Here is a 20734-nt window from a genome sequence, read left to right as displayed (position 1 = left end):
CTCACTTCAGCGGCACATAGACGTTGATCACCAGCTTGTCCTCCGCCGTCTTCAGGGGATCGGTGATGTATTCCTCGATGAAAGTATCCTTGGCCTCGAGCTTCTTGTCGTCGAGGTGGTTGGTGATCGCCTCATAGGTGTTGTCCATGTTGTCGTAGGAGCCGCGATGGACGAACTTCAGCGCCTTGCCCTCGGGCGACTTGCCCATGCTCATGTCCTTGGTCAGGTTCTTGACGTCCTGATCGACCGGAATCTGGGCGAGAAACGTAAAGCCGGTATCGTCGGTCGAGGTGTAGACGATCATCGAATTGCCCGCGGCCTTGATGCCCTGCTTGTCGAGCACGGCGGTCAGCGCCTTGAACGCATCGATCAGGGTGTCGAATGCGGCATCCCAATTCGCGGTGCCCTTCATGACAACCACTTTCTTGGGCTCGAGCGCGAACTCTTCGCCGAAGGGGTCGGCGTTCTGGACGCTGGCGGCGGGAGGAGGGGGCGCAGGCGTCGGGGCTTTTTCCGCCGTGGGGGTATCCGCCGGCGACTTGGTTTCGGCCGGCGGCGGGACCGGCGCCGCCGACGGTGCGGGGCTGGGCACAGCCGACGGGCTCGGGGCTGGCGAGGCCGAGGGCGCCGGCGATTGCGCCAGTGCGGCCCCGCCAAACGCAACCATGGAGAGCGCGACCACGGCCGCACGGAAAGTGCTGATACGGTTCATTTCAGGTATTCTCCATCCACCCCACCTGGCGGCGGCATGTCCCCATCCGCGCCCGCCAGAATGGTGCCATTTTCTAACACGCAAGGTCCGCTTTCGTCCCATGACAGATGCGTCATACGCCCCTGCGCACTAGGCAATGCGCTAACATTCGCCATATAAGGCAGGCAGAATTTGGGAAATTCCATGAGCGCGCTCGCCAACCACGCATTTGCCAAGATGAACGGCATCGGCAACGAAATCGTCGTGGTGGATTTGCGCGATTCCAAGGCCACCGTGACGGCCGAGGAGGCTCGCGCGGTCGCCTCCCCTGCAGGCGTGCCCTATGACCAGTTGATGGTATTGCAGCCGCCGCGGCTGCAGGGCACCGAGGCCTTCATCCGCATCTACAACAATGACGGCTCTGAGGCCGGCGCCTGCGGCAACGGCATGCGCTGCGTGGTGCGGCGCCTGTTCGAGAAGACCGGACAAACGGCGGTGACCTTTGAAACCCGCGCCGGCCTCCTCAATTGCTGGCAGGGCCCGGCGCCCGATCTCTATACCGTCGACATGGGCGCGCCGAAGTTCGGTTGGCAGGATATTCCGCTGGCGGAAGAATTTCGCGATACCCGCTACATCGAACTGCAGGTCGGGCCGATCGATGAGCCGGTGCTGCATTCGCCGTCGGTGGTCTCGATGGGCAATCCGCACGCGATCTTCTGGGTCGACGACGTCAACGCCTATGATCTCGAACGCTTCGGGCCGCTGCTGGAAAACCACCCGATCTTTCCCGAGCGCGCCAACATCACGCTCGCCCATATCGTCGATCGCGATCACATCACGATCCGCACCTGGGAGCGCGGCGTCGGCCTGACCAAGGCGTGCGGCTCGGCCGCCTGTGCGACCGCGGTCGCGGCGGCGCGGCTGAAGCGCGCCAATCGCAGCGTCGAGATCACGCTGCCCGGCGGCAAGCTTACGATCGAATGGCGCGAGCATGACGACCATGTGCTGATGACCGGCACCGCCGATTTCGAGTATGAGGGGCGATTCGATCCGGCGCTGTTCGCCAGCGTCGCCTGAGCCATGAGCGTCGACGTCCTCACCTTCGGCTGCCGTCTCAACGCGTTCGAATCCGAGGTGATCGCACGCGAGGCGGAGCGCGCAGGCCTTTCCGATACTGTCGTCATCAATAGCTGTGCGGTCACCAACGAGGCGGTGGCGCAGGCGCGGCAATCGATCCGGCGGCTGAAGCGCGAGCGGCCGGATGCGCGCATCGTCGTCACCGGCTGCGCGGCGCAGACCCAACCAAAAATGTTTGCCGAAATGGCCGAGGTCGATCGCGTCGTCGGCAACGACGACAAGATGCGCGGTGAAGCCTGGCGCGACGCGCGCGCGGCGTTCGACACAGGCTTTGGGGTCGAGGCTAGCGAGAAGATCGCGGTCGCCGACATCATGGCGGTCAAGGAGATGGCGCCGCATCTGCTTGACGGCTTCAAGGCCGGCCTGCCGCGTGTGTTCGTCCAGGTGCAGAACGGCTGCGACCACCGCTGCACCTTCTGCATCATTCCCTACGGCCGCGGCAATTCGCGCTCGGTGCCGATGGGCGCCGTCGTCGAGCAGGTCCGAACGCTGGCCGAGCGCGGCCATGCCGAGATCGTGCTGACCGGCGTGGACCTCACCAGCTACGGCGCCGATCTGCCGGGCACGCCCAAGCTTGGGCAGCTGACAAAACAGATTTTGCGCCACGTGCCGGAACTGAAACGCCTGCGGATATCATCGATCGATTCCATCGAGGCCGATCGCGACCTGCTCGACGTCATCGCGGACGATGAGCGGCTGATGCCGCATCTGCATCTGTCGCTGCAATCCGGCGACGACATGATTTTGAAGCGGATGAAGCGGCGGCATTTGCGCAAGGACGCGATCGAATTCTGCGCGCAGGTGCGGCGGTTGCGCCCGGACATCACGCTCGGGGCCGATATCATTGCGGGCTTTCCGACCGAGACCGAGGAAATGTTCACGCGGACGCAGGACCTCGTGGAGGAATGCGATCTCACCTTCCTGCACGTGTTTCCATATTCCAAACGTCCGGGCACGCCGGCGGCCCGGATGCCGCAGGTTTCGGGTGAAGCCATCAAGGCGCGCGCGAAGCGTTTGCGCGCGGTTGGCGAGACGGCGTTGCAGCGGCGGCTGACGTCGGAGGTCGGCGCGGTGCGTCAGGTTTTGATCGAGAGCGCGACGCAGGGGCGCACCGAGCATTTCTTGCCGGTTGCTGTATCAGGTGAAAAACCGGGCGCGGTGATGGCGCTCGCGATCAACGGCCACGATGGTGCGCGGTTGACGGTCTAATTCTCCCTTCTCCCCTTGTGGGAGAAGGTGGCGCGAAGCGCCGGATGAGGGGTCTCTATCCGCGGAGACAGACCCCTCATCCGTCTCGCCGTCGCTTCGCGCCGTCGATCCACCTTCTCCCACAAGGGGAGAAGGGAAGTGAGCAAGCGCTCCGCGTTACTACTCCCCGTTCCAGCCGCACTTTCTCAACCGCTCCCGCATATGCTCCGGCGCCGGCGCCACCACGCGCACCGGTTCCTTGTTCTTCGAAATCGGAATCACGATCTCGCGGGAATGCAGATGCAGGATCGGCTCGCCAAAACGAGGTCCGTTGCCGTAGATGTTGTCGCCGACGATCGGCCAGCCCATCGCCGACGCGTGCACGCGCAATTGATGGGTGCGGCCAGTGACCGGCTCCAGCGCCAGCCAGCTAAGGCCGTCGCCGCGGCCGCAGACTTTCCAGTTGGTGATGGCCTTCTGCCCGTCCGGGTCCGGCTTCTGCCACCAGCCGCGCTCGACGTTGAGCCGGCCCAGCGGCATGTCGATGGTGCCTTCATCCTCGGCAGGTCCGCCCTCGACCACGGCCCAATAGGTCTTTCCGACCTTGCCGTGTTTGAACAACAGGCCGAGCGAGGCGGTGGCCTTGCGATGGCGTCCCAGCACCAGACAGCCGGAGGTATCCTTGTCGAGCCGGTGGGCCAGCACCGGCGGCCGCGGCAGGCCGAATCGCAAGCCGTCGAAGGATGCTTCCAGATTGGCGCCGCCCTTGGGGCCGCGATGCACCGGCAGGCCGGCCGGCTTGTCGATCACCAGCATCAGCCCGTCGCGGTGGAGGACGCGAGCCTGGATTTCATCCGCCGTTAGCCCTGGGATATCAAAGGATGTCCCGGGAACAGCAATAGATTGGTTGTGACTTCCGCTCATGGCGCGAAACCGCTAACACGTCCCCGACATGAGCGATACCACTCCCGGAACCTCCAAATTGAGCTGGTGGCGGCGGCTTTCGAGCGGCCTGAAGCGAACCTCGAGTTCGCTGGGCTCGGCCGTTGCCGACCTCGTCACCAAGCGCAAGCTCGACCGCGCCATGCTCGACGACATCGAGGACGTGCTGCTGCGCGCCGATCTCGGCACGGCCGTGGCGGTTCGCATCGCGGACGCCGTCGGCGCCGGCCGCTACGACAAGGCGATCTCGGCCGACGAAGTGAAGACGGTCGTCGCGAGCGAAGTCGAGAAGGTGCTGGCGCCGGTGGCGAGGCCGCTGGAGATCGACGCGGCGCAAAAGCCGTTCGTCATTCTCGTGGTCGGCGTCAATGGCTCCGGCAAGACCACCACCATCGGCAAGCTTGCCGCAAAATTGAGTGCCGAGGGCCGCAAGATCATGATGGCGGCCGGCGATACGTTTCGCGCCGCCGCGATCGAACAGCTCAAGGTCTGGGGCGAGCGCACCAGATCGCAGGTCATTGCCGGCGCGCAGGGTTCGGATTCGGCGAGCCTTGCCTTCAACGCGCTGACCGCGGCGAAGGAGCAGAATATCGACGTGCTGCTGGTCGATACCGCCGGGCGCTTGCAGAACAAGGCCGAGCTGATGAACGAGCTCGAAAAGGTCGTTCGTGTCATCAAGAAGGTCGATGCATCGGCGCCCCACGCGGTGCTGCTCGTGCTCGATGCCACGGTGGGACAAAATGCGCTGTCGCAGGTCGAGGCATTTCATCGTACCGCAGGCGTCACCGGACTCGTGATGACGAAGCTCGACGGCACCGCGCGGGGCGGCATCCTGGTGGCGCTGGCGGAGAAATTCAAACTGCCGGTGCACTTTATCGGCGTCGGCGAAGGCGTCGACGATCTCGCGCCGTTCACCGCGCGGGATTTCGCCAACGCGATTGCAGGAATTGAGAGTTAGGTTTTCTTTGTCATGCCCCGCGAAAGCGGGGCATCCAGTACGCCGCGCCGCTGATCGGGACCGAGACGCCCCGGAGTACTGGATCACCCGCCTTCGCGGGTGATGACGGCAACACAGGATATGAAATGGACAAGACTCAGCCGCATCCGGTGTTCAAGCTCGCGACCGAACTTGGTCCGCTGCTCGTGTTCTTCGTCGCCAACGCGAAGTTCAACCTGTTCGTCGCGACCGGCGCCTTCATGGTGGCGATCGTGGCCGCGATGATCGCCTCCTACGTGGTGGTGCGGCATGTGCCCATGATGGCGATCGTCACCGCCGTCATCGTGCTGGTGTTCGGCACGCTGACGCTGGTGCTGCACGACGAGACCTTCATCAAGGTGAAGCCGACCATCATCTACGGCCTGTTCGCGGCGGTCCTCGGCGGCGGGCTTTTGTTCGGCCGTTCCTTCATCGCCGTCATGTTCGACCAGATGTTCAACCTGACGCCGAAGGGCTGGCGCATCCTGACCATGCGCTGGGCGGTGTTCTTCTTCGGCATGGCGATCTTGAACGAAATCATCTGGCGCACGCAGTCCACCGACTTCTGGGTGAATTTCAAGGTGTTCGGCGTGACGCCGCTGACAATGATCTTCGGCATCGCCCAGATGCCGCTAGTCAAGCGCTATCATCTGGAGCCGGCCACGCTTGAGGCGAGCGAGGCGGATGCGGGGGATGTGAGCAAGGGGTGATAGGGCCGCTTGCGCGGCTCGACTCCCTCGCCCCGCTCTTCGCGGGGTGGAGACGAGCGCAGCTCGCTCTTAGAGGGCTGGGGTGAGGGGCTCTCTCGTCGAAGAAAGTCTCGGTTGTGGTGAGCGCCTGCGAGGCCCCTCACCCGAATTCTCGCTGTGCGAGAATTCGACCTCTCCCCGTAAAGAACGGGGAGAGGTGAAGCAACGCCGCCTCAGCTCTTCTGCTTGGCGATGATCTTGTCCTTGATCTTGTCGTAGGTCGCCTGCGGCACGATGCTCTTCTGCACCAGCTCGTCCTTGCCCTTGTACGGCCGGCCCGCGATGATCTTGGCGGAGTAGGCCTTGCCGACACCCGGCAGCGCGTCGAGCTGATCGGCGGTCGCCGAGTTGATATCGAGCAGTTCGGCCTTCGGCGCCGGCGCCATCTTCGACTCAGAAGCCTTCGGCGCTGGCGCCATCTTGCTGTCGGATTTGGTCGCGGGCTGCGTGCCCTGGGCCATCGACGGCGTCGCCGTCATGAGGCCGAGAGTGAGCGCGGTGGCGAGAAGAGAAGCGAGCGTGAAATGACGCATAGGGTGTCCCTCCAAGGACGGTTCAAGTAACGCCATAAAGCTAGCTGCGAATTCGTGGCGGCGCCATGGCTCTAAAATGAACGGCAGATAAAAGCCGAGATTTATTTGCTCAACGCCTTCTCGATCTCGACCTTCAGTACGCTGTCGAGATTGGACGGCGTCACCGGCCCGACCAACTTGTAAACGATGGTTCCGTCGCGGCCGACGACAAAAGTTTCAGGCACGCCGTAGACCCCCCATTCGATCGCGCCGCGGCCGTTGCCGTCGACGCCGACCATGCTGAACGGGTTGCCGTAGCGGCCGAGGAAGCGGCGGGCGTTGTCGGGCGAATCCTTGTAGTTGATGCCGACGATCTGCAGCCGCGTATCCTTCGCCAATGCGGTCAGCAGCGGCGCCTCGTCGTGGCACGGCACGCACCAGGACGCCCAGACATTGACGACGGAGACCTTGCCCTTGAAGGCGGCGGGGTCGAGTCCGGGCACCGGCACGCCGTTATGGGCGAGGCCTTCCAGCGCCGGAAGCGTGGTCTGTGGCGCCGGGCGGCCGATCAGGGCGGAGGGGATTTTTGAGGGATCGCCGCCATACAGCCGCAGCAGGAACAGCGCAGCGACGGCCAAGAAACCGATCAGCGGCAGCGCCACCAGCCAGCGCCAGCGGCGGGGCGGCCCATCCGATGTTGTGGGCGGCGCGGTCATCGGATGTCCGTCGCCTGGCGGCCGGAGCGCCGGGTCACGCCGCTGGCCTCGAGTTCGCGCAGGCGCTCCTTCTGAAGCCGATAGTCGATGGCAATCCAGATGATGAGAAGCACCACGACCGCTGCCACCAGCGTGTAGGACGTGACGATAAAGGAAGCGTAGGGACCAAGCGACATCGCGTCACGCCGCCTGCTGGCTGGCTTGCATCATCTGCAAGCTGCGTACGCGCCGGCGCAGGATCTCGTTGCGCATTGCGGCCAGATGCAGGGTGACGAACAGCAGCGAAAAGCCGACCGCCATCACGAGCAATGGAATCAGAAACGCCTTGTCGAGCGTCGGTCCACCCATCCGCAGCACGGACGCCGGCTGATGCAGCGTGTTCCACCAGTCGACCGAGAATTTGATTATCGGCAGGTTGAGCGCGCCGACCAGCGTCAGGACGGCCGCGGCGCGCGCCGCCCGCGACGGATCGTCCACCGCGCGCCACAGCGCCATCAGGCCGAGATACATCAGGAACAGGACCAGCACCGAGGTGAGCCGCGCATCCCATTGCCAATAGGTGCCCCACATTGGCCGTCCCCACAGCGAACCCGTGACCAGCGCAAGAAACGTGAATGCCGCCCCGATCGGCGCGGCGGACTTGGCCGCGACGTCGGCCAGCGGATGCCGCCAGACCAGCGTGCCCAGCGCGGCAATGCTCATGACGCCCCACACGAACATCGAAAGCCACGCATTCGGCACGTGGATGAACATGATCTTGACCGTGGCGCCCTGCTGATAATCGTCGGGCGCCGTCGCCGCCTGATAGAACCCGATCAGCAGCAGGATCGCGGTTGCGCCCGCCAGCCACGGCAGCACGCGCGCCGTCAGCGACAGGAATTTGGTGGGATTGGCGAGATCGATCAGCGTCATGGCATCCTGATAGTCGTCAGCGGCGGGGCAGGCAATGCGGCTTGGTTTGTTTCATATTGCCTCCGCGAGAGTTGATCGGCGTCAAGTCAGTGCAAGTCATTGTTAGTCCAGGCCGTGGCGCAGGCTGGCCGCGGCCGCGAACGGTCCGACCACCAGGCTGACCAGCGAGAGCGCGCACAGGATCGAAAACGGTGTTCCGAACGACAGCGGGCCTGATATGGCCGCTTGCGACGCCGCGACGCCGAAGATCAGTACCGGGATCGACAGCGGCAGCACCAGCACCGCCAGCAACAGGCCGCCGCGGTGGAGTGTCACAGCGAGCGCCGCGCCGATCATACCCGTGAACGTCAGCGCCGGTGTTCCCACCAGCAGCGTCAGCGCGACCGCCAAGGTTGCGGGAGCGTCGAGATTGAGCATCAGCCCGAGCACGGGGGTCGCCGCGATCAGCGGCACGCCGGCGGCAAGCCAGTGCGCCAGCGCTTTCGCGGCACACGCCAGTTCCAGCGGTGTCCGGCCCATCACGATCAGGTCGAGCGAGCCGTCCTCGTGGTCGGCCGTGAACAGGCGGTCCAGCGTGAGCAGGCTCGCCAGCAGCGCGCCGAGCCAGAGGATCGCGGGTCCGAGCCGCGTCAGCAGCGCCAGGTCGGGCCCGATCGCGAACGGCATCAGCACCGTGACGGTAAGGAAAAACAGCACGCCGATCAGCGCCCCGCCGCCGACGCGCAGCGCGATTTTGATGTCCCGGCGAATCAGTTCGGCGAGGGCGGTCATGCCGCGCCTCTCATCCGCAGTTCCCTCGCGTCGATCCCCAGCGGGGTGTGGGTCGCCGCAATGATGATGCCGCCGCCTGCCAAATGCTCGCGCATCACGCCCACAAACAGATCCTGCCCGGCGGTATCGAGCGCCGAGGTCGGCTCGTCCAGCAGCCAGACCGGCCGGCGCACCACCAGCAGGCGGGCGATCGAAAGCCGCCGCCGCTGGCCGGCCGAGAGAAACGCCGCCGGCAGATGGGCGGCATGGCCGAGGCCCACGGCGGCGAGGCATTTGCTGAGGTCGCCGGCCGCGCCGCCCAGAAAATCCCGCCAGAACGCGAGGTTCTCGCGCACGCTCAGCGCCGGCTTCAGCGCGTCGCGATGGCCGAGATAGTGCGATTGTTCCGGCAGGGTCAGTTCGGCCTCGCCGCCTTCCAGGTCGACCGACCCGCCTGCCGGCACCAGCAGGCCCGCGATCAGCCGCAACAGCGAGGTCTTGCCGGAGCCGTTCGGGCCGACCACGGCCAAAACCTCGCCGGAAACGGCTTCGAAATCGAGGCCGGCGAACACGCTGCGGCCGCCCCTGATACAGTCGATTTGGCGCCCGGAGAGCCGCATTTTGCTTCGTCACAGCCCTCTGAAATTGATGGGTACCGCGTCAGAATTTGTGGGTACCGCATTGCTGCAGCACGATTGTCAGTGTGGCGGCGCTTCTAGAAAGATTCTATAAGCCCGGAACCACTTGATGCAGCACACAATCGGCGGCTGCAAGCCAACAGGCCAGCCTTACGCCGAGGGTGTTTAAATACCCTTGCAGGGTATAACTAGAATTTGGGATTTCCTGACATGACCTCGCTCGACAGCTTCAAATGCCGCAAGACCCTCAAGGTCGGCAGCAAGACCTACGTTTATTACAGCCTGCCCGCCGCCGAGAAGAACGGTCTGAAGGGAATTTCCAAGCTGCCCTATTCGATGAAGGTGCTGCTGGAAAACCTGTTGCGCAATGAGGACGACCGCACGGTCAAGAAGGCCGACATCATTGCGGTGTCGAAATGGCTCCGGAAGCGCAAGCTCGAGCATGAAGTGGCGTTCCGCCCGGCGCGCGTGTTGATGCAGGATTTCACCGGCGTGCCGGCGGTGGTCGATCTCGCCGCGATGCGTAACGCGATGCAGGCGCTCGGCGGCGATGCCGAAAAGATCAACCCGCTGGTGCCGGTCGATCTCGTCATCGACCACTCCGTGATCGTCAACTTCTTCGGCGACAACAAGGCGTTCGGCAAGAACGTGGTCGAGGAATACAAGCAGAACCAGGAGCGCTACGAGTTCCTGAAATGGGGCCAGAAGGCGTTCTCGAATTTCTCCGTGGTGCCGCCCGGCACCGGCATCTGCCACCAGGTCAATCTCGAATATCTCGCGCAGACGGTGTGGACGAAGAAGGAGAAGATGACGGTCGGCAAGAAGACCGGCACCTTCGAGGTCGCCTATCCGGATTCGCTTGTTGGCACCGACTCGCACACCACCATGGTCAACGGGCTCGCCGTGCTCGGCTGGGGCGTCGGCGGCATCGAGGCGGAAGCCTGCATGCTCGGCCAGCCGCTGTCGATGCTGTTGCCGGAAGTGGTCGGCTTCAAGCTCAAGGGCCAGCTCAAGGAAGGCGTCACCGCGACCGACCTGGTGCTGACCGTCACGCAGATGCTGCGCAAGCAGGGCGTGGTCGGCAAGTTCGTCGAATTCTTCGGCCCCGGCCTCGACTATCTCTCGGTCGCGGACAAGGCGACCATCGGCAACATGGCGCCCGAATATGGCGCGACCTGCGGCTTCTTCCCGGTCGACGCCGCGACCATCGATTACCTCAAGACCTCGGGCCGCAAGGCGGATCGCGTCGCGCTGGTTTCGGCTTACGCCAAGGCGCAGGGCCTGTTCCGCACGGCGAAATCAACTGATCCGGTGTTCACGGAAACGCTGACGCTCGATCTCAAGGATGTCGTGCCGTCAATGGCCGGCCCGAAGCGCCCCGAAGGCCGCGTCGCGCTGCCCGCGGTCTCCACCGGCTTCGCCACCGCGCTGGCCGGCGAATACAAGAAGCCGGAAGGCGCCGAGAACCGCTATTCGGTCGAGAACCGCGACTTCGATCTCGGCCATGGCGACGTCGTGATCGCCGCGATCACGTCCTGCACCAACACCTCCAACCCGAGCGTCCTGATCGGCGCGGGACTTCTGGCGCGCAATGCCGCAGCCAAGGGTTTGAAGGCCAAGCCGTGGGTGAAGACCTCGCTCGCGCCGGGAAGCCAGGTGGTCGCGGAATATCTTTCCAACTCCGGACTGCAGAGCCATCTCGACAAGGTCGGTTTCAACCTGATCGGCTTCGGCTGCACCACCTGCATCGGCAATTCCGGCCCGCTGCCGGAAGAGATTTCGAAGTCGATCAACGACAACGGCATCGTCGCCGCGGCCGTCCTGTCGGGTAACCGCAATTTCGAAGGCCGCGTCTCGCCGGACGTGCAGGCGAACTATCTGGCGTCGCCGCCGCTGGTCGTGGCTTACGCGCTCGCGGGCACGGTGACCAAGGATCTCGCCGTCGAGCCGATCGGCGCCGGCAAGGACGGCAAGCCGGTCTATTTGAAGGACATCTGGCCGACGACGAAGGAAATCAACGCCTTCATGAAGAAGTTCGTGACGGCCACGATCTTCAAGAAGCGCTACGCCGACGTGTTCAAGGGCGACACCAACTGGCGCAAGATCAAGACCACCGACAGCGAGACCTATCGCTGGAACATGTCGTCGACCTACGTGCAGAACCCGCCCTATTTCGAGGGCATGAAGAAGCAGCCCGACCCCGTCGTCGACGTGGTCGACGCGCGGATTCTGGCGATGTTCGGCGACAAGATCACCACCGACCACATCTCGCCGGCCGGTTCGATCAAGCTGACTTCGCCTGCCGGAAAATTCCTCAGCGAGCACCAGGTGCGTCCCGCCGACTTCAACCAGTACGGCACGCGGCGCGGCAATCATGAGATCATGATGCGCGGCACCTTCGCCAACATCCGCATCAAGAACTTCATGCTGAAGGGCGCCGACGGCAATATTCCGGAAGGCGGGCTCACCAAGCACTGGCCCGACGGCGAACAGATGTCGATCTATGACGCGGCGATGCAGTACCAGCAGGAGAGCGTGCCGCTGGTGGTGTTCGCCGGCGCCGAATACGGCAACGGCTCGTCGCGCGACTGGGCCGCGAAGGGCACCCGCCTGCTCGGCGTCCGCGCCGTGATCTGCCAGAGCTTTGAGCGCATCCATCGCTCCAACCTGGTCGGCATGGGTGTGTTGCCGCTCACCTTCGAAGACGGCACATCGTGGACATCGCTCGGCCTGAAGGGCGACGAAAAGGTGACGATCCGGGGCTTGCAGGGCGACCTGAAGCCGCGTCAGACGCTGACGGCCGAGATCGTCTCCGGCGACGGTTCGCTCACGCGCGTGCCGCTGCTTTGCCGCATCGATACCCTCGACGAGCTCGAGTACTACCGAAACGGCGGCATTCTGCATTATGTGCTGCGCAAACTCGCGGCTTAAACGCGGATTTGTGATCAGTGCCTCACTGCGAAGTGAGTGGCGAGCAGGAAGAAGGCGGCCTATGACAAGGCCGCTTTCGCGCGTCTGGGGCACGCTTTCAGGATATCAAACCATGCCCAGTAAAAATACGGACGGACGGTTCGGCCAATGACAGCGATGATGGCCTATAGCGGCATATCGCGGTGGTCCGGTGCGCTCGGTGTCTGCGCGATCATCGCCGTCATTCGCCCGGCGCATGCCGATCCGCGCGCCGTGGTTGAACTGTTCACGTCGCAGGGCTGTTCGTCGTGTCCGCCGGCCGACAGGATCGTCGGCGAACTCGCAAAAGATCCCAACGTGATCGCGCTGAGCATGCCGATCGACTACTGGGATTATCTCGGCTGGAAGGACACGCTGGCGGACTCGCGGTTCAGCGCGCGTCAAAAAGCCTATTCGCATGTGCGCGGCGACCGCAACCTCTATACGCCGCAGATGATCGTCAATGGCTCGGCGCAGGTGATCGGCAGCGATCGTGCCGCGATCGAGGGCGCCATCAAGAACACGAGCAAGGCCGAGGGCGTGATGTCGGTGCCGGTGACGATGACGTTGTCGGGCAAGCTGATCAACGTCTCGGTCGAGGCGAGCAAGGTGTCGGCGACGGGTCGCGGCGAAGTCTGGCTTTGCTCGGTCTCGCGGGCGGTGCCGATTTCGATCGGGCGCGGCGAGAATCGCGGCCAACAAATCACCTACTACAACGTGGTGCGCAATCTCGTGAAGGTCGGAGACTGGAACGGCGGCGCGGGAAGCTGGACCATCCCGGTGGAGAATATTTCCCGCGAAGGCGTCGATGCCGCGATCGTCTATGTCCAGGACGGCAACCGCGAAAAGCCGGGCGCGATGCTTGGCGCCGCCTACACCGAGCTGCGATAGTTCTCTTATCGGAATTTTCTTGAATGGTGTCGCTGCAGCAGGCGCGGTTCAAACGCGCCGAAATGCCGTCGTGTCCAAGCCTGATCTCCAAGCCTGATCTCTAGGCCCGATCTCCAAGCCTGACCCCCAAAAGAAAAAGGACCAACTTTCGTTGGCCCAGTATCGGGATTAACTCCCTCTGCGAACAGACCCGATCCCGACGGCCCCGGGGGGCTGGGGGCTGAGGAATCCGGAACCGAAAGGACCGGGCCAACGCAGGATTATCTTGTCGCAACCTAGCGGGGCGGACGCTTGGCGGAAGTGGGGCAGCAATAAGATTCCGCTAACGATCCCGTGAATCGAGATTTCCTGTGATACCGGGTCATCCGGCGCGGTTCCCTTTGTATTTGCACCCCTTGCAGGGTCCTGCGGTTAGCGCAATCATGTGGACCTCGGCATGCTCCCGAAAAGTGGGGACCGGTTTTCGGGAACGAGCCTGAGATGACAGGAGGCGCTCCATGAGCTCGATATCGGAGGACACCGATCCAAGCGAGAGCCGCGCAGTGGCGCGCCCCGCCACTGCAGTTCCACCGCCAAATCGTGTCACGTTCAATCGTCTCGAACTCAACCGTATCCTCAATCTGTATGGGCGCATGGTCGCCGACGGCGAATGGCGCGACTACGCCATCGACTTCCTGAAAGACCGCGCGGTGTTTTCGGTCTTCCGCCGCGCTTCCGAAGTGCCGATTTACCGGATCGAGAAGGATCCGCGGCTGGCGCGCAAGCAGGGCATGTATAGCGTGATCTCCGCGACCGGCCTGATCCTGCGCCGCGGCCACGAACTCGAACGCGTGCTGCTGGTGATCGATCGCAAGCTGGCGCTGGTGTAGCGAAGCCGCCGTGGGGTGGGCAAAGGCGCGCTTGCGCCGTGCCCACCATCTTTCCCAACGGGAGCAAGAACGGTGGGCGCGCGGAGCCTGTCATCACTGTGCGAGCGCAATTGCGCTCGTCGCCGGGCGCGCATTCGCGTGACCCGTTGGCTTTGCCCACATTACGAAGCTACGACGCTTCTTTGCATGGGGTTGTTTTCGCGATTTTGAGTCTGGGTCCTGCGGTGTACCGCCAAAGAGGCGCTACGGTTCTCCAGACTACGAAGCGGGGAGCGTCGTGCTGCCTTCGCCGAGCGCACGCTGCATCATGACCGTGTCCAGCCAGCGCCCGAATTTGAAGCCGACGCTCGGATGGGTTCCGATCATCTGGAAGCCAGTCCTGGTGTGAACGCCGATTGAGCCGGCATTGGCGGAATCGCCGATCACCGCGATCATCTGCCGGTAGCCGCGCGCCTCGCATTCGGCGATCAGCCGCTGCATCAGTTGCAGGCCGATGCCGCGGCGGTGGATCGAGGGCTGCAAGTAGACCGAGTTCTCCACCGTGAAACGATAGGCCGGCCGCGGCCGATAAGGGCCGGCATAGGCGTAGCCGATCACATCGCCTTCGACCGAGGCCGCGAAATAGGGGAAGCCGCCGTTCACCAGGACGTTGAACCGCCGGGTCATCTCGGCCAAATCCGGCGGGACGAGCTCGAACGTCGCGGTGCCGTAGCGCACGGCATGCTCGTAGATTTCAGTGATGGCGGGGAGGTCGGCCTCGGTGGCGGGCCGGATTTCAGCGGCGGACATGGCCGAAAAGATATCAGCAGGCGCATCCGGATCAACGCTCTTTCCGGCATGGCCGGGTCATGCTCGGGCATGACGCGTATTGGACCAAACAAAAGCCCCGGCCGCTGGGCCGGGGCTTCGACTTGTAACCTCTGCGGCAGCGCTTAGTCGCGCTGGCCGAGCAGCTGCAACAGCAGCGTGAACAGGTTGATGAAGTTCAGGTAGAGCGACAGCGCACCGGTAATCGCCGCACGCTCCTCAACGTCAGCGCCTCCCGAGGCATAGCCGTAGATGTACTCGTTCTTCAGCCGCTGGGTATCCCAGGCGGTGAGGCCCGCGAACACCAGCACGCCGACCACCGAGACGATGAACTGCAGCATCGAGCTGGCCAGGAACAGGTTGACCAGGCTCGCGATGATGATGCCGATCAGGCCCATGAACAGGAACGACCCCATGCCGCTCATGTCACGCTTGGTGGTGTAGCCGTACAGGCTCAGTGCGCCGAAGGTGGCCGCGGTGATGAAGAACACCCGCACGATCGAGGTGTGCGTATACACCAGGAAGATCGACGACAGCGAAATGCCCATCAGCGCCGAGAACACCCAGAACAGCATCTGGGCGGTCGCAGGACGCAGCCGGTTGATGCCGGCCGAGATCGCAAACACCATGGCCAGCGGTGCGAGGATGAACAGCCACTTCAGAGGGCTGACGTACATCGCGTAGCCGAACTGCGTCAGGTAGGCGTTGCCGAACCTGGCGACGGCGCCGGCCTGATCGGTGGTCACCGCAGCCATGTAGACGCCGAGGGCGGCAAGGCCGGTGATCGCCAGGCCGATGCTCATGTAGTTGTAGATGCGCAGCATGTAGGCGCGCAGACCGGCATCGACGGCCGCAGCGTCAACGCGTCCGGCGGCCCGGCCGAAAGGAGATACGTAGTTACGGTCTAGGTCCGACATGGTCGAATTCCCGTTGGTTGCCCGGCGGAGCGCAAGGGTTTGCGGCGCCGGTTAGATTTCTATCTCAGATGCCCCGATTTGCTGACATTAATTTCACGTCATCAAGCCGGCCTCTGATCTTGGCTGGTATGTGGGAAACTAACACATTCGACGCAAGCTTCCACGCGCGGCTGAATGTCGCTTCTGCCGTCATTCCCAAGCAAAAGCAGCGTTAATCCCGCCTTTCCGCCGCTACAAATTGTCACAAATTCCGTAGCACGCTGGCCGGCTTCTGGTTCAGGGCCAACAACGTCCCGGCGAGCCCGAGGCCTACCGTGACGACCAGGGCGGCGGCGACCACGCCTGCGGCGCTGCCAGCCTGCCAGATGAAACTGAGCGTCATCAGCCGGGTCACGATCAGCCAGGCCGCGATCGAACCCGCGATCACGCCGAAAACCGCCGTGGCGAGGCCGATCATCAGGTATTCCAGCGCGTAGGCGCCGAGCAGGCGCACCCGGGTCGCGCCGAGCGTCTTCAGGATGACAGCGTCATAGACCCGGTGGCGGTGGCCGGCCGCCAGCGCGCCGCCCAGCACCAGGATCGCCGAGACCAGCGTCACCGCGCTGGCACCGCGGATGGCGAGCACGAGGTTGGTGACCACAGTGCCGACGGTTTCCAGCGCCTCACGGACCCGAACGCTGGTGACCATCGGAAAAGCATCCGCCACCTGCTTGATGATCGCCGCGTCGCCGGTGGGATCCGGGTGAGCCTCGGACAGGGTCGCGACATGGCTGTGCGGCGCGCCCTTGAAGGCGTTGGGCGAGAACACCAGCACGAAATTGATGCCGAGCCCCTGCCAGTCGATGTTGCGCAAATTGCTGATCCTGGCCGGGATGTCGCGGCCGAGCACGTTGACCACGATCTCGTCGCCGATTTTGAGCTTCAGGCCGTCGGCGATCTTCTTTTCCATCGAGACCAGCGGCGGGCCGCTATAATCCGCGCGCCACCATTCGCCCTCGACGATCTTCGAGCCCTTGGGGATTTCGGCGGTATAGGTCAGGCCGCGGTCGCTCTGCAGCACCCATTCAGAATCCTGCGACGGCTTGAGCTGGTCGGCCTTGAGGCCGCGGGCGCCGACGATGCGTCCGCGCAGCATCGGCACGTCCTCAACCGTCGATTGCGGCGCCACCTGCTTGAGAAAGGCGCCGAAGCGATCGGCGTCGGCGGTCGGGATGTCGATGAAGTAGAACGAGGGCGCGCGCTCCGGCAGCGCGGCCAGGAATTGCCGGCGCAGATTGCCGTCGATCTGGGTGATCGTGACCAGCACCGCGAGGCCAAGGCCGAGCGACATCACGACCGAGGGCGTCAGCGCGCCGGGCCGGTGGATGTTGGCAATGGCCAGTCGCAGCATGGTGATGCGGCTGCGCGGCATGCGGCGTGCCAGCGCCATCAGGCCGGCGGCGACACCGCGCAGCAGCGCAAACACCGCAACCGAGGAGACGACGAAGACGGCGGCGACCCGCTTGTCATAGGCGAGCCCGATGGCGACGGCGACCAGCAGCGCGATGACGACCGCCATCAGCGCGAGATAACCCCAGCGCGGCCGGTGCCATTCGCGCGCGACCTCCTCGCGAAACAAGGCCGCGACCGGCACGTCGTGCACGCGGCCGAGCGGCCATAATCCGAAGGCGAGCGCGGTGAGCAGGCCGTAGATGAACGACAGCGCCAGTTCGTCGGCATGTAGCGCAGGGATCACGGGCAGCGGCAGCACCTTGCCGAACACGCCGACGATGACGAACGGCAAGGCCGCGCCGGCGGCGAGCCCGATCACCGAGCCTATCCCGGCCAGCACGACCACCTGCGTCAGGTAGATCGTAAAGACGTCGCGGCCGGTGGCGCCGAGCGCCTTGAACGAGGCGATGACGTCGCGGCGGCGATCGATGTGGCTCTTGACCGCGTTGGCGACGCCGACGCCGCCGACCAGAAGCGCTGCGAGGCCGACCAGTGTCAGGAACTGGGTGAAGCGGTTGATGGTGCGTTCGAGTTGCGGCGAGGCGTTGCCGCGGCTGCGGATTTCCCAGCCGGCCTCGGGGAGGGCGCTGCGTGCATTGTCGACCAGTTGGGTCGCGGCGCGGTCGTCGGCTGCGTTGTCCGGCAGCTTGAGCCGGTAGATCCAGCGCACCAGGCTGCCGGGCTGCAGCAAGCCGGTGGCGCGCAGGCTCGCTTCGCCGACGAGAACGCGGGGGCCCAATCCGACATTGCCGGCAAGCTTGTCCGGCTCGGCGCCGACCACGCTGCGGATCTGGAAGCTGGCGTTGCCGATTGTGATGCGGTCGCCGAGCTTCAGGTCGAGCCGCGCCAGCAGCGTGGAATCCACCGCCGCGCCGAACGCGGCTCCAGAAGTTTCTTGGCGTTCGGCCAACAGATCCGCCATCGGGATTTTGGGATCGAGCGTCAGCTCCCCTAGCATCGGGTAGTTGCCGTCCACCGCCTTGAGTTCGACCAGCGCCAGCTTGCCGTCGTTGCTGCGAGCCATTACACGCAGCGTCGCCGCGACCGAAACTTGGCCGCGCGTGCGCAGGAAGGCTGTTTCCTCCGGCTTGGCCTCGCGCTGGATCAGCGAGAATGCGACGTCGCCGCCGAGCAGCGTGCGGCCCTCGCGGGTCAAACCTTCGCTGAGGCTAGCGGCGACCGAGCCGACGCCGGCAATCGCCATCACGCCGAGCGCAATGCAGGCGATGAAGACATAAAAGCCGCGCAAGCCGCCGCGCAATTCGCGCAGCGCGTAGCGCAGCGCCAGGGATGATGCGCGGCTGCGATAGACCGGTTCGGAAATGGTGGTCATGAATGTCCGTCGATCCGGCCCGAGCGCAGCCGCACCACGCGGTCGCAGCGCTGCGCCAGCGAACTGTCGTGCGTCACCAGCACCAGCGTCATGCCGCGCTCGGCGTGTTTGGTGAAGAGCATGTCGACGATCTGCTTGCCGGTGATTTCGTCGAGATTGCCGGTCGGCTCGTCCGCAACGAGAATGGCGGGATCCGGCGCCAGCGCGCGGGCGAGCGCCACGCGCTGCTGCTCGCCTCCGGACAATTGTGTCGGATAGTGGTGCAGGCGCTCGCCGAGCCCGACGGACGCCAGCTCCTGCGCCGCGCGCGCTGCCGCGTCGGGATTTCCGGCGAGCTCCAGCGGCACCGCGACGTTTTCCAGCGCCGTCATGGTAGGGATCAGATGAAACGACTGGAACACGATGCCGACCTGGCGGCCGCGAAAGCGGGCCAGCGCATCCTCGTCGAGAGCATTGAACGGGGTACCGTTGACCACCACCTCTCCGCTGTCAGGACGCTCCAGCCCCGCCATCACCATCAGCAAGGTGGATTTGCCGGAACCAGAGGGTCCGATCAGGCCGATCGCCTCGCCCGGTGCCACACGAAGGCTGATATCTTTCAGGATATGAACGCGAGCGGCGCCTGAACCGAGCGAGAGGTTGACGTTGGAAATGGAAATGGTGTCCGGCTCGACGCCGGCCAGTGAAGAGGTTTCGATGCGACTGTCCATGGCTCGGTCATATGGCACTTCAGCCACTCGGGTCGAGGGCTTGAAACGGATGTTTGCGCACATACGCGTGTTGATTATGGCTTTGATGACGGCGGGGCCGGTTTGGGCCCAAGCTCAGGCTCAAGTCCCGGCTACCGCGCCGGCCAAACCGGTCAAAATGGTCGTGCTCGGCGATTCCTTGAGCGCAGGCCTCGGCCTACAGGCCTCGGCGGCGTTCCCGGCTCGCCTGCAAAAAGCGTTGAGCGACAAAGGGATAAAGGTCGACATGATCAATGCCGGGGTATCCGGCGATACCTCGTCTGGCGGCCGCGACCGTCTGGACTGGTCGATCCCGGAGGGAACAGAGGCGGTGATTCTCGAACTCGGCGCCAACGACGCGCTGCGCGGGATCGACCCCGCCGTCACCCGTGCCGCGCTGACCGATATCCTGACGCGGCTGAAGGCGCGCAAGATCGCGGTTCTCATGTGCGGAATGCTTGCCCCGCCCAATTACGGCAGCGAATATGCCGCGCGCTTCAATGCGATCTATCCGGAGCTTGCCAAATCCTTCGGTGTCCCGCTTTACCCGTTTTTCCTGGAAGGGGTCGCCGCCGAAGCCAAACTCAACCAGGCGGACGGGCTGCATCCGACCGCCGAGGGCGTCGATGCCATCGTGAAGAATATTCTGCCTATGGTGGAGGCATTTCTCGGCACGATCTCCGGGCAGCGGAGTTGAAAAAGATGCAAACGATAACGTTACCGGTGGTTTTCCCCGTAGCTTTCCGCTCCGCGCGCGGCGCGTGCTTCGCAGAGTCATATAAGTCGGGTAGGAATTAGTGATCGGTGATTCGTCGCCGGGCGCTGTTACAGGACATGGTCCTTTTTGAGGTCATGCCCAAGCATCGGGAGTCGTGCGATGCCGCGTTTGTTTGCTGGACTGGAAATTCCGGCCGAGATCGGCCAGAGCCTTTCCAATTTGCGTGGCGGCCTTCCCGGCGCCCGCTGGATCGATCCCGAAAATTACCACGTCACCTTGCGCTTCATCGGCGATATCGACGGCATGTCGGCGAATGAAATCGCCTCGATGCTGTTTCGGATCAACCGCAAGCCGTTCGAGGTCAAGGTGCAGGGCCTGCAAAGCTTTGGCGGCAAGAAACCGCGCGCGGTGGTCGCTTCCGTCGAGCCGAGCCGGCCGCTGATCGAGCTGCAGGCCGAACTCGAACGGCTGATGCAGCGGCTCGGACTCGATCCGGAGGGGCGAAAATTCATCCCCCATGTGACGCTGGCGCGGCTGCATGACGCGTCGAGCCAGGACGTTGCCGATTATCTCTCGGTGCGCGGCTATTTTCCGAGCCGCACATTCATGGCATCGCGCTTCGTGCTGTTTTCGTCGCGGGCCTCCACCGGCGGCGGACCCTATGTGGTCGAGGATTCCTACGCACTGAGTGCGTGAGGCACAGCGGTATGCCGCAACATCGCTGTCATCATCCGCGAAGGCGGATGATCCAGTATACCAGAGGCGCTTGCGATAGAACCGAGAAGCCGCGGCGTACTGGATACCCGCTTTCGCGGGTATG

At 64.0% G+C, this 20734-nt stretch carries 22 protein-coding genes; 9 read left to right on the top strand and 13 right to left on the bottom strand.

Annotated features, from left to right (window positions below):
- Nucleotide 1: 1 nt before the first annotated feature.
- Both V1293_RS22725 and V1293_RS22720 read right to left on the bottom strand, forming a co-directional pair.
- On the bottom strand, nucleotides 2-712 hold the full coding sequence (locus V1293_RS22725) for a GyrI-like domain-containing protein (RefSeq protein ID WP_334512388.1): 711 nt from the start codon (nucleotides 710-712) through the stop codon (nucleotides 2-4).
- Complete coding sequence (locus V1293_RS22720; RefSeq protein ID WP_334512385.1) at nucleotides 709-897, bottom strand: hypothetical protein; 189 nt, start codon at nucleotides 895-897, stop codon at nucleotides 709-711. Before V1293_RS22720 ends, V1293_RS22725 begins: the two co-directional genes overlap by 4 nt.
- Between V1293_RS22720 and dapF the strand changes: the two genes are divergently transcribed.
- Nucleotides 896-1768: a diaminopimelate epimerase gene (gene dapF / locus V1293_RS22715; RefSeq protein WP_334512383.1), complete on the top strand. Its 873-nt coding sequence runs from the start codon at nucleotides 896-898 to the stop codon at nucleotides 1766-1768. The two genes, V1293_RS22720 and dapF, sit on opposite strands and share 2 nt — an antisense overlap.
- A 3-nt stretch (nucleotides 1769-1771) precedes the next feature.
- Nucleotides 1772-3037, top strand: a complete 1266-nt coding sequence (mtaB, locus tag V1293_RS22710; protein WP_334512381.1) for a tRNA (N(6)-L-threonylcarbamoyladenosine(37)-C(2))-methylthiotransferase MtaB — start codon at nucleotides 1772-1774, stop codon at nucleotides 3035-3037.
- 159 nt (nucleotides 3038-3196) lie between these two features.
- Here mtaB and V1293_RS22705 read toward each other — a convergent pair whose 3' ends face one another.
- Entirely contained in the window at nucleotides 3197-3832 is a 636-nt protein-coding gene (locus V1293_RS22705) for an RluA family pseudouridine synthase (protein WP_334512378.1), read from the bottom strand.
- Nucleotides 3833-3968: 136 nt separating this feature from the next.
- On the opposite strand from V1293_RS22705, the gene ftsY reads away from it, so the two are divergent.
- Both ftsY and V1293_RS22695 read left to right on the top strand, forming a co-directional pair.
- A complete protein-coding gene (ftsY, locus tag V1293_RS22700) occupies nucleotides 3969-4916 on the top strand; it encodes a signal recognition particle-docking protein FtsY (protein WP_334512377.1) in 948 nt (315 codons plus the stop codon).
- A 125-nt stretch (nucleotides 4917-5041) separates the two neighbouring features.
- Complete coding sequence (locus V1293_RS22695) at nucleotides 5042-5644, top strand: septation protein A (RefSeq protein ID WP_334512374.1); 603 nt, start codon at nucleotides 5042-5044, stop codon at nucleotides 5642-5644.
- A gap of 212 nt (nucleotides 5645-5856) precedes the next feature.
- On the opposite strand, the gene V1293_RS22690 is transcribed toward V1293_RS22695, so the two are convergent.
- The 6 genes from V1293_RS22690 to ccmA form a co-directional block, all read right to left on the bottom strand.
- On the bottom strand, nucleotides 5857-6216 hold the full coding sequence (locus V1293_RS22690) for a ComEA family DNA-binding protein (protein WP_334512372.1): 360 nt from the start codon (nucleotides 6214-6216) through the stop codon (nucleotides 5857-5859).
- 101 nt (nucleotides 6217-6317) lie between these two features.
- Nucleotides 6318-6911, bottom strand: coding sequence for a DsbE family thiol:disulfide interchange protein (locus V1293_RS22685; RefSeq protein ID WP_334512370.1), 594 nt, complete (start codon nucleotides 6909-6911; stop codon nucleotides 6318-6320).
- Entirely contained in the window at nucleotides 6908-7087 is a 180-nt protein-coding gene (gene ccmD / locus V1293_RS22680; RefSeq protein ID WP_334488094.1) for a heme exporter protein CcmD, read from the bottom strand. Before ccmD ends, V1293_RS22685 begins: the two co-directional genes overlap by 4 nt.
- A 4-nt stretch (nucleotides 7088-7091) precedes the next feature.
- Entirely contained in the window at nucleotides 7092-7823 is a 732-nt protein-coding gene (locus V1293_RS22675) for a heme ABC transporter permease (protein ID WP_334512368.1), read from the bottom strand.
- 102 nt (nucleotides 7824-7925) lie between these two features.
- A complete protein-coding gene (gene ccmB / locus V1293_RS22670) occupies nucleotides 7926-8594 on the bottom strand; it encodes a heme exporter protein CcmB (RefSeq protein ID WP_334512365.1) in 669 nt (222 codons plus the stop codon).
- Complete coding sequence (gene ccmA, locus V1293_RS22665; RefSeq protein ID WP_334512363.1) at nucleotides 8591-9193, bottom strand: heme ABC exporter ATP-binding protein CcmA; 603 nt, start codon at nucleotides 9191-9193, stop codon at nucleotides 8591-8593. The genes ccmB and ccmA overlap by 4 nt, the downstream gene beginning before the upstream one ends.
- A gap of 228 nt (nucleotides 9194-9421) precedes the next feature.
- On the opposite strand from ccmA, the gene acnA reads away from it, so the two are divergent.
- The 3 genes from acnA to V1293_RS22650 all read left to right on the top strand — a co-directional run bounded on the left by acnA (nucleotide 9422) and on the right by V1293_RS22650 (nucleotide 13920).
- The gene (gene acnA / locus V1293_RS22660; RefSeq protein ID WP_334512360.1) at nucleotides 9422-12142 is read left to right on the top strand and encodes an aconitate hydratase AcnA; all 2721 of its coding nucleotides are present in this window, start codon (nucleotides 9422-9424) and stop codon (nucleotides 12140-12142) included.
- 147 nt (nucleotides 12143-12289) lie between these two features.
- The gene (locus tag V1293_RS22655; protein ID WP_334512358.1) at nucleotides 12290-13051 is read left to right on the top strand and encodes a DUF1223 domain-containing protein; all 762 of its coding nucleotides are present in this window, start codon (nucleotides 12290-12292) and stop codon (nucleotides 13049-13051) included.
- A 497-nt stretch (nucleotides 13052-13548) separates the two neighbouring features.
- Nucleotides 13549-13920 (top strand): DUF2794 domain-containing protein, encoded by a 372-nt coding sequence (locus V1293_RS22650; RefSeq protein WP_334512356.1) that lies wholly within the window; start codon nucleotides 13549-13551, stop codon nucleotides 13918-13920.
- Between the two features lie 258 nt (nucleotides 13921-14178).
- Here the strand turns inward: V1293_RS22650 and V1293_RS22645 are convergent, their stop codons facing one another.
- The 4 genes from V1293_RS22645 to V1293_RS22630 form a co-directional block, all read right to left on the bottom strand.
- Nucleotides 14179-14709, bottom strand: coding sequence for a GNAT family N-acetyltransferase (locus tag V1293_RS22645; RefSeq protein WP_334512355.1), 531 nt, complete (start codon nucleotides 14707-14709; stop codon nucleotides 14179-14181).
- Between the two features lie 143 nt (nucleotides 14710-14852).
- Complete coding sequence (locus V1293_RS22640; protein ID WP_334512353.1) at nucleotides 14853-15644, bottom strand: Bax inhibitor-1/YccA family protein; 792 nt, start codon at nucleotides 15642-15644, stop codon at nucleotides 14853-14855.
- A 241-nt stretch (nucleotides 15645-15885) separates the two neighbouring features.
- Nucleotides 15886-18468, bottom strand: a complete 2583-nt coding sequence (locus V1293_RS22635) for an ABC transporter permease (RefSeq protein ID WP_334512351.1) — start codon at nucleotides 18466-18468, stop codon at nucleotides 15886-15888.
- On the bottom strand, nucleotides 18465-19178 hold the full coding sequence (locus tag V1293_RS22630) for an ABC transporter ATP-binding protein (protein WP_334512348.1): 714 nt from the start codon (nucleotides 19176-19178) through the stop codon (nucleotides 18465-18467). The genes V1293_RS22635 and V1293_RS22630 overlap by 4 nt, the downstream gene beginning before the upstream one ends.
- On the opposite strand from V1293_RS22630, the gene V1293_RS22625 reads away from it, so the two are divergent.
- Nucleotides 19177-19893 (top strand): arylesterase, encoded by a 717-nt coding sequence (locus V1293_RS22625; protein ID WP_334516851.1) that lies wholly within the window; start codon nucleotides 19177-19179, stop codon nucleotides 19891-19893. The two genes, V1293_RS22630 and V1293_RS22625, sit on opposite strands and share 2 nt — an antisense overlap.
- Nucleotides 19894-20073: 180 nt before the next feature.
- Nucleotides 20074-20610 carry an RNA 2',3'-cyclic phosphodiesterase gene (thpR, locus tag V1293_RS22620; protein WP_057855043.1) on the top strand — a complete coding sequence of 179 codons (537 nt, stop codon included), beginning with the start codon at nucleotides 20074-20076 and terminating at the stop codon, nucleotides 20608-20610.
- Nucleotides 20611-20734 lie beyond the last annotated feature (124 nt).

This window comes from Bradyrhizobium sp. AZCC 1693 (genome assembly GCF_036924745.1).
Taxonomy (GTDB): Bacteria; Pseudomonadota; Alphaproteobacteria; order Rhizobiales; family Xanthobacteraceae; genus Bradyrhizobium.
Note: the sequence above shows the minus strand (reverse complement) of the source record. Positions and strands in the feature narration are given on the sequence as shown.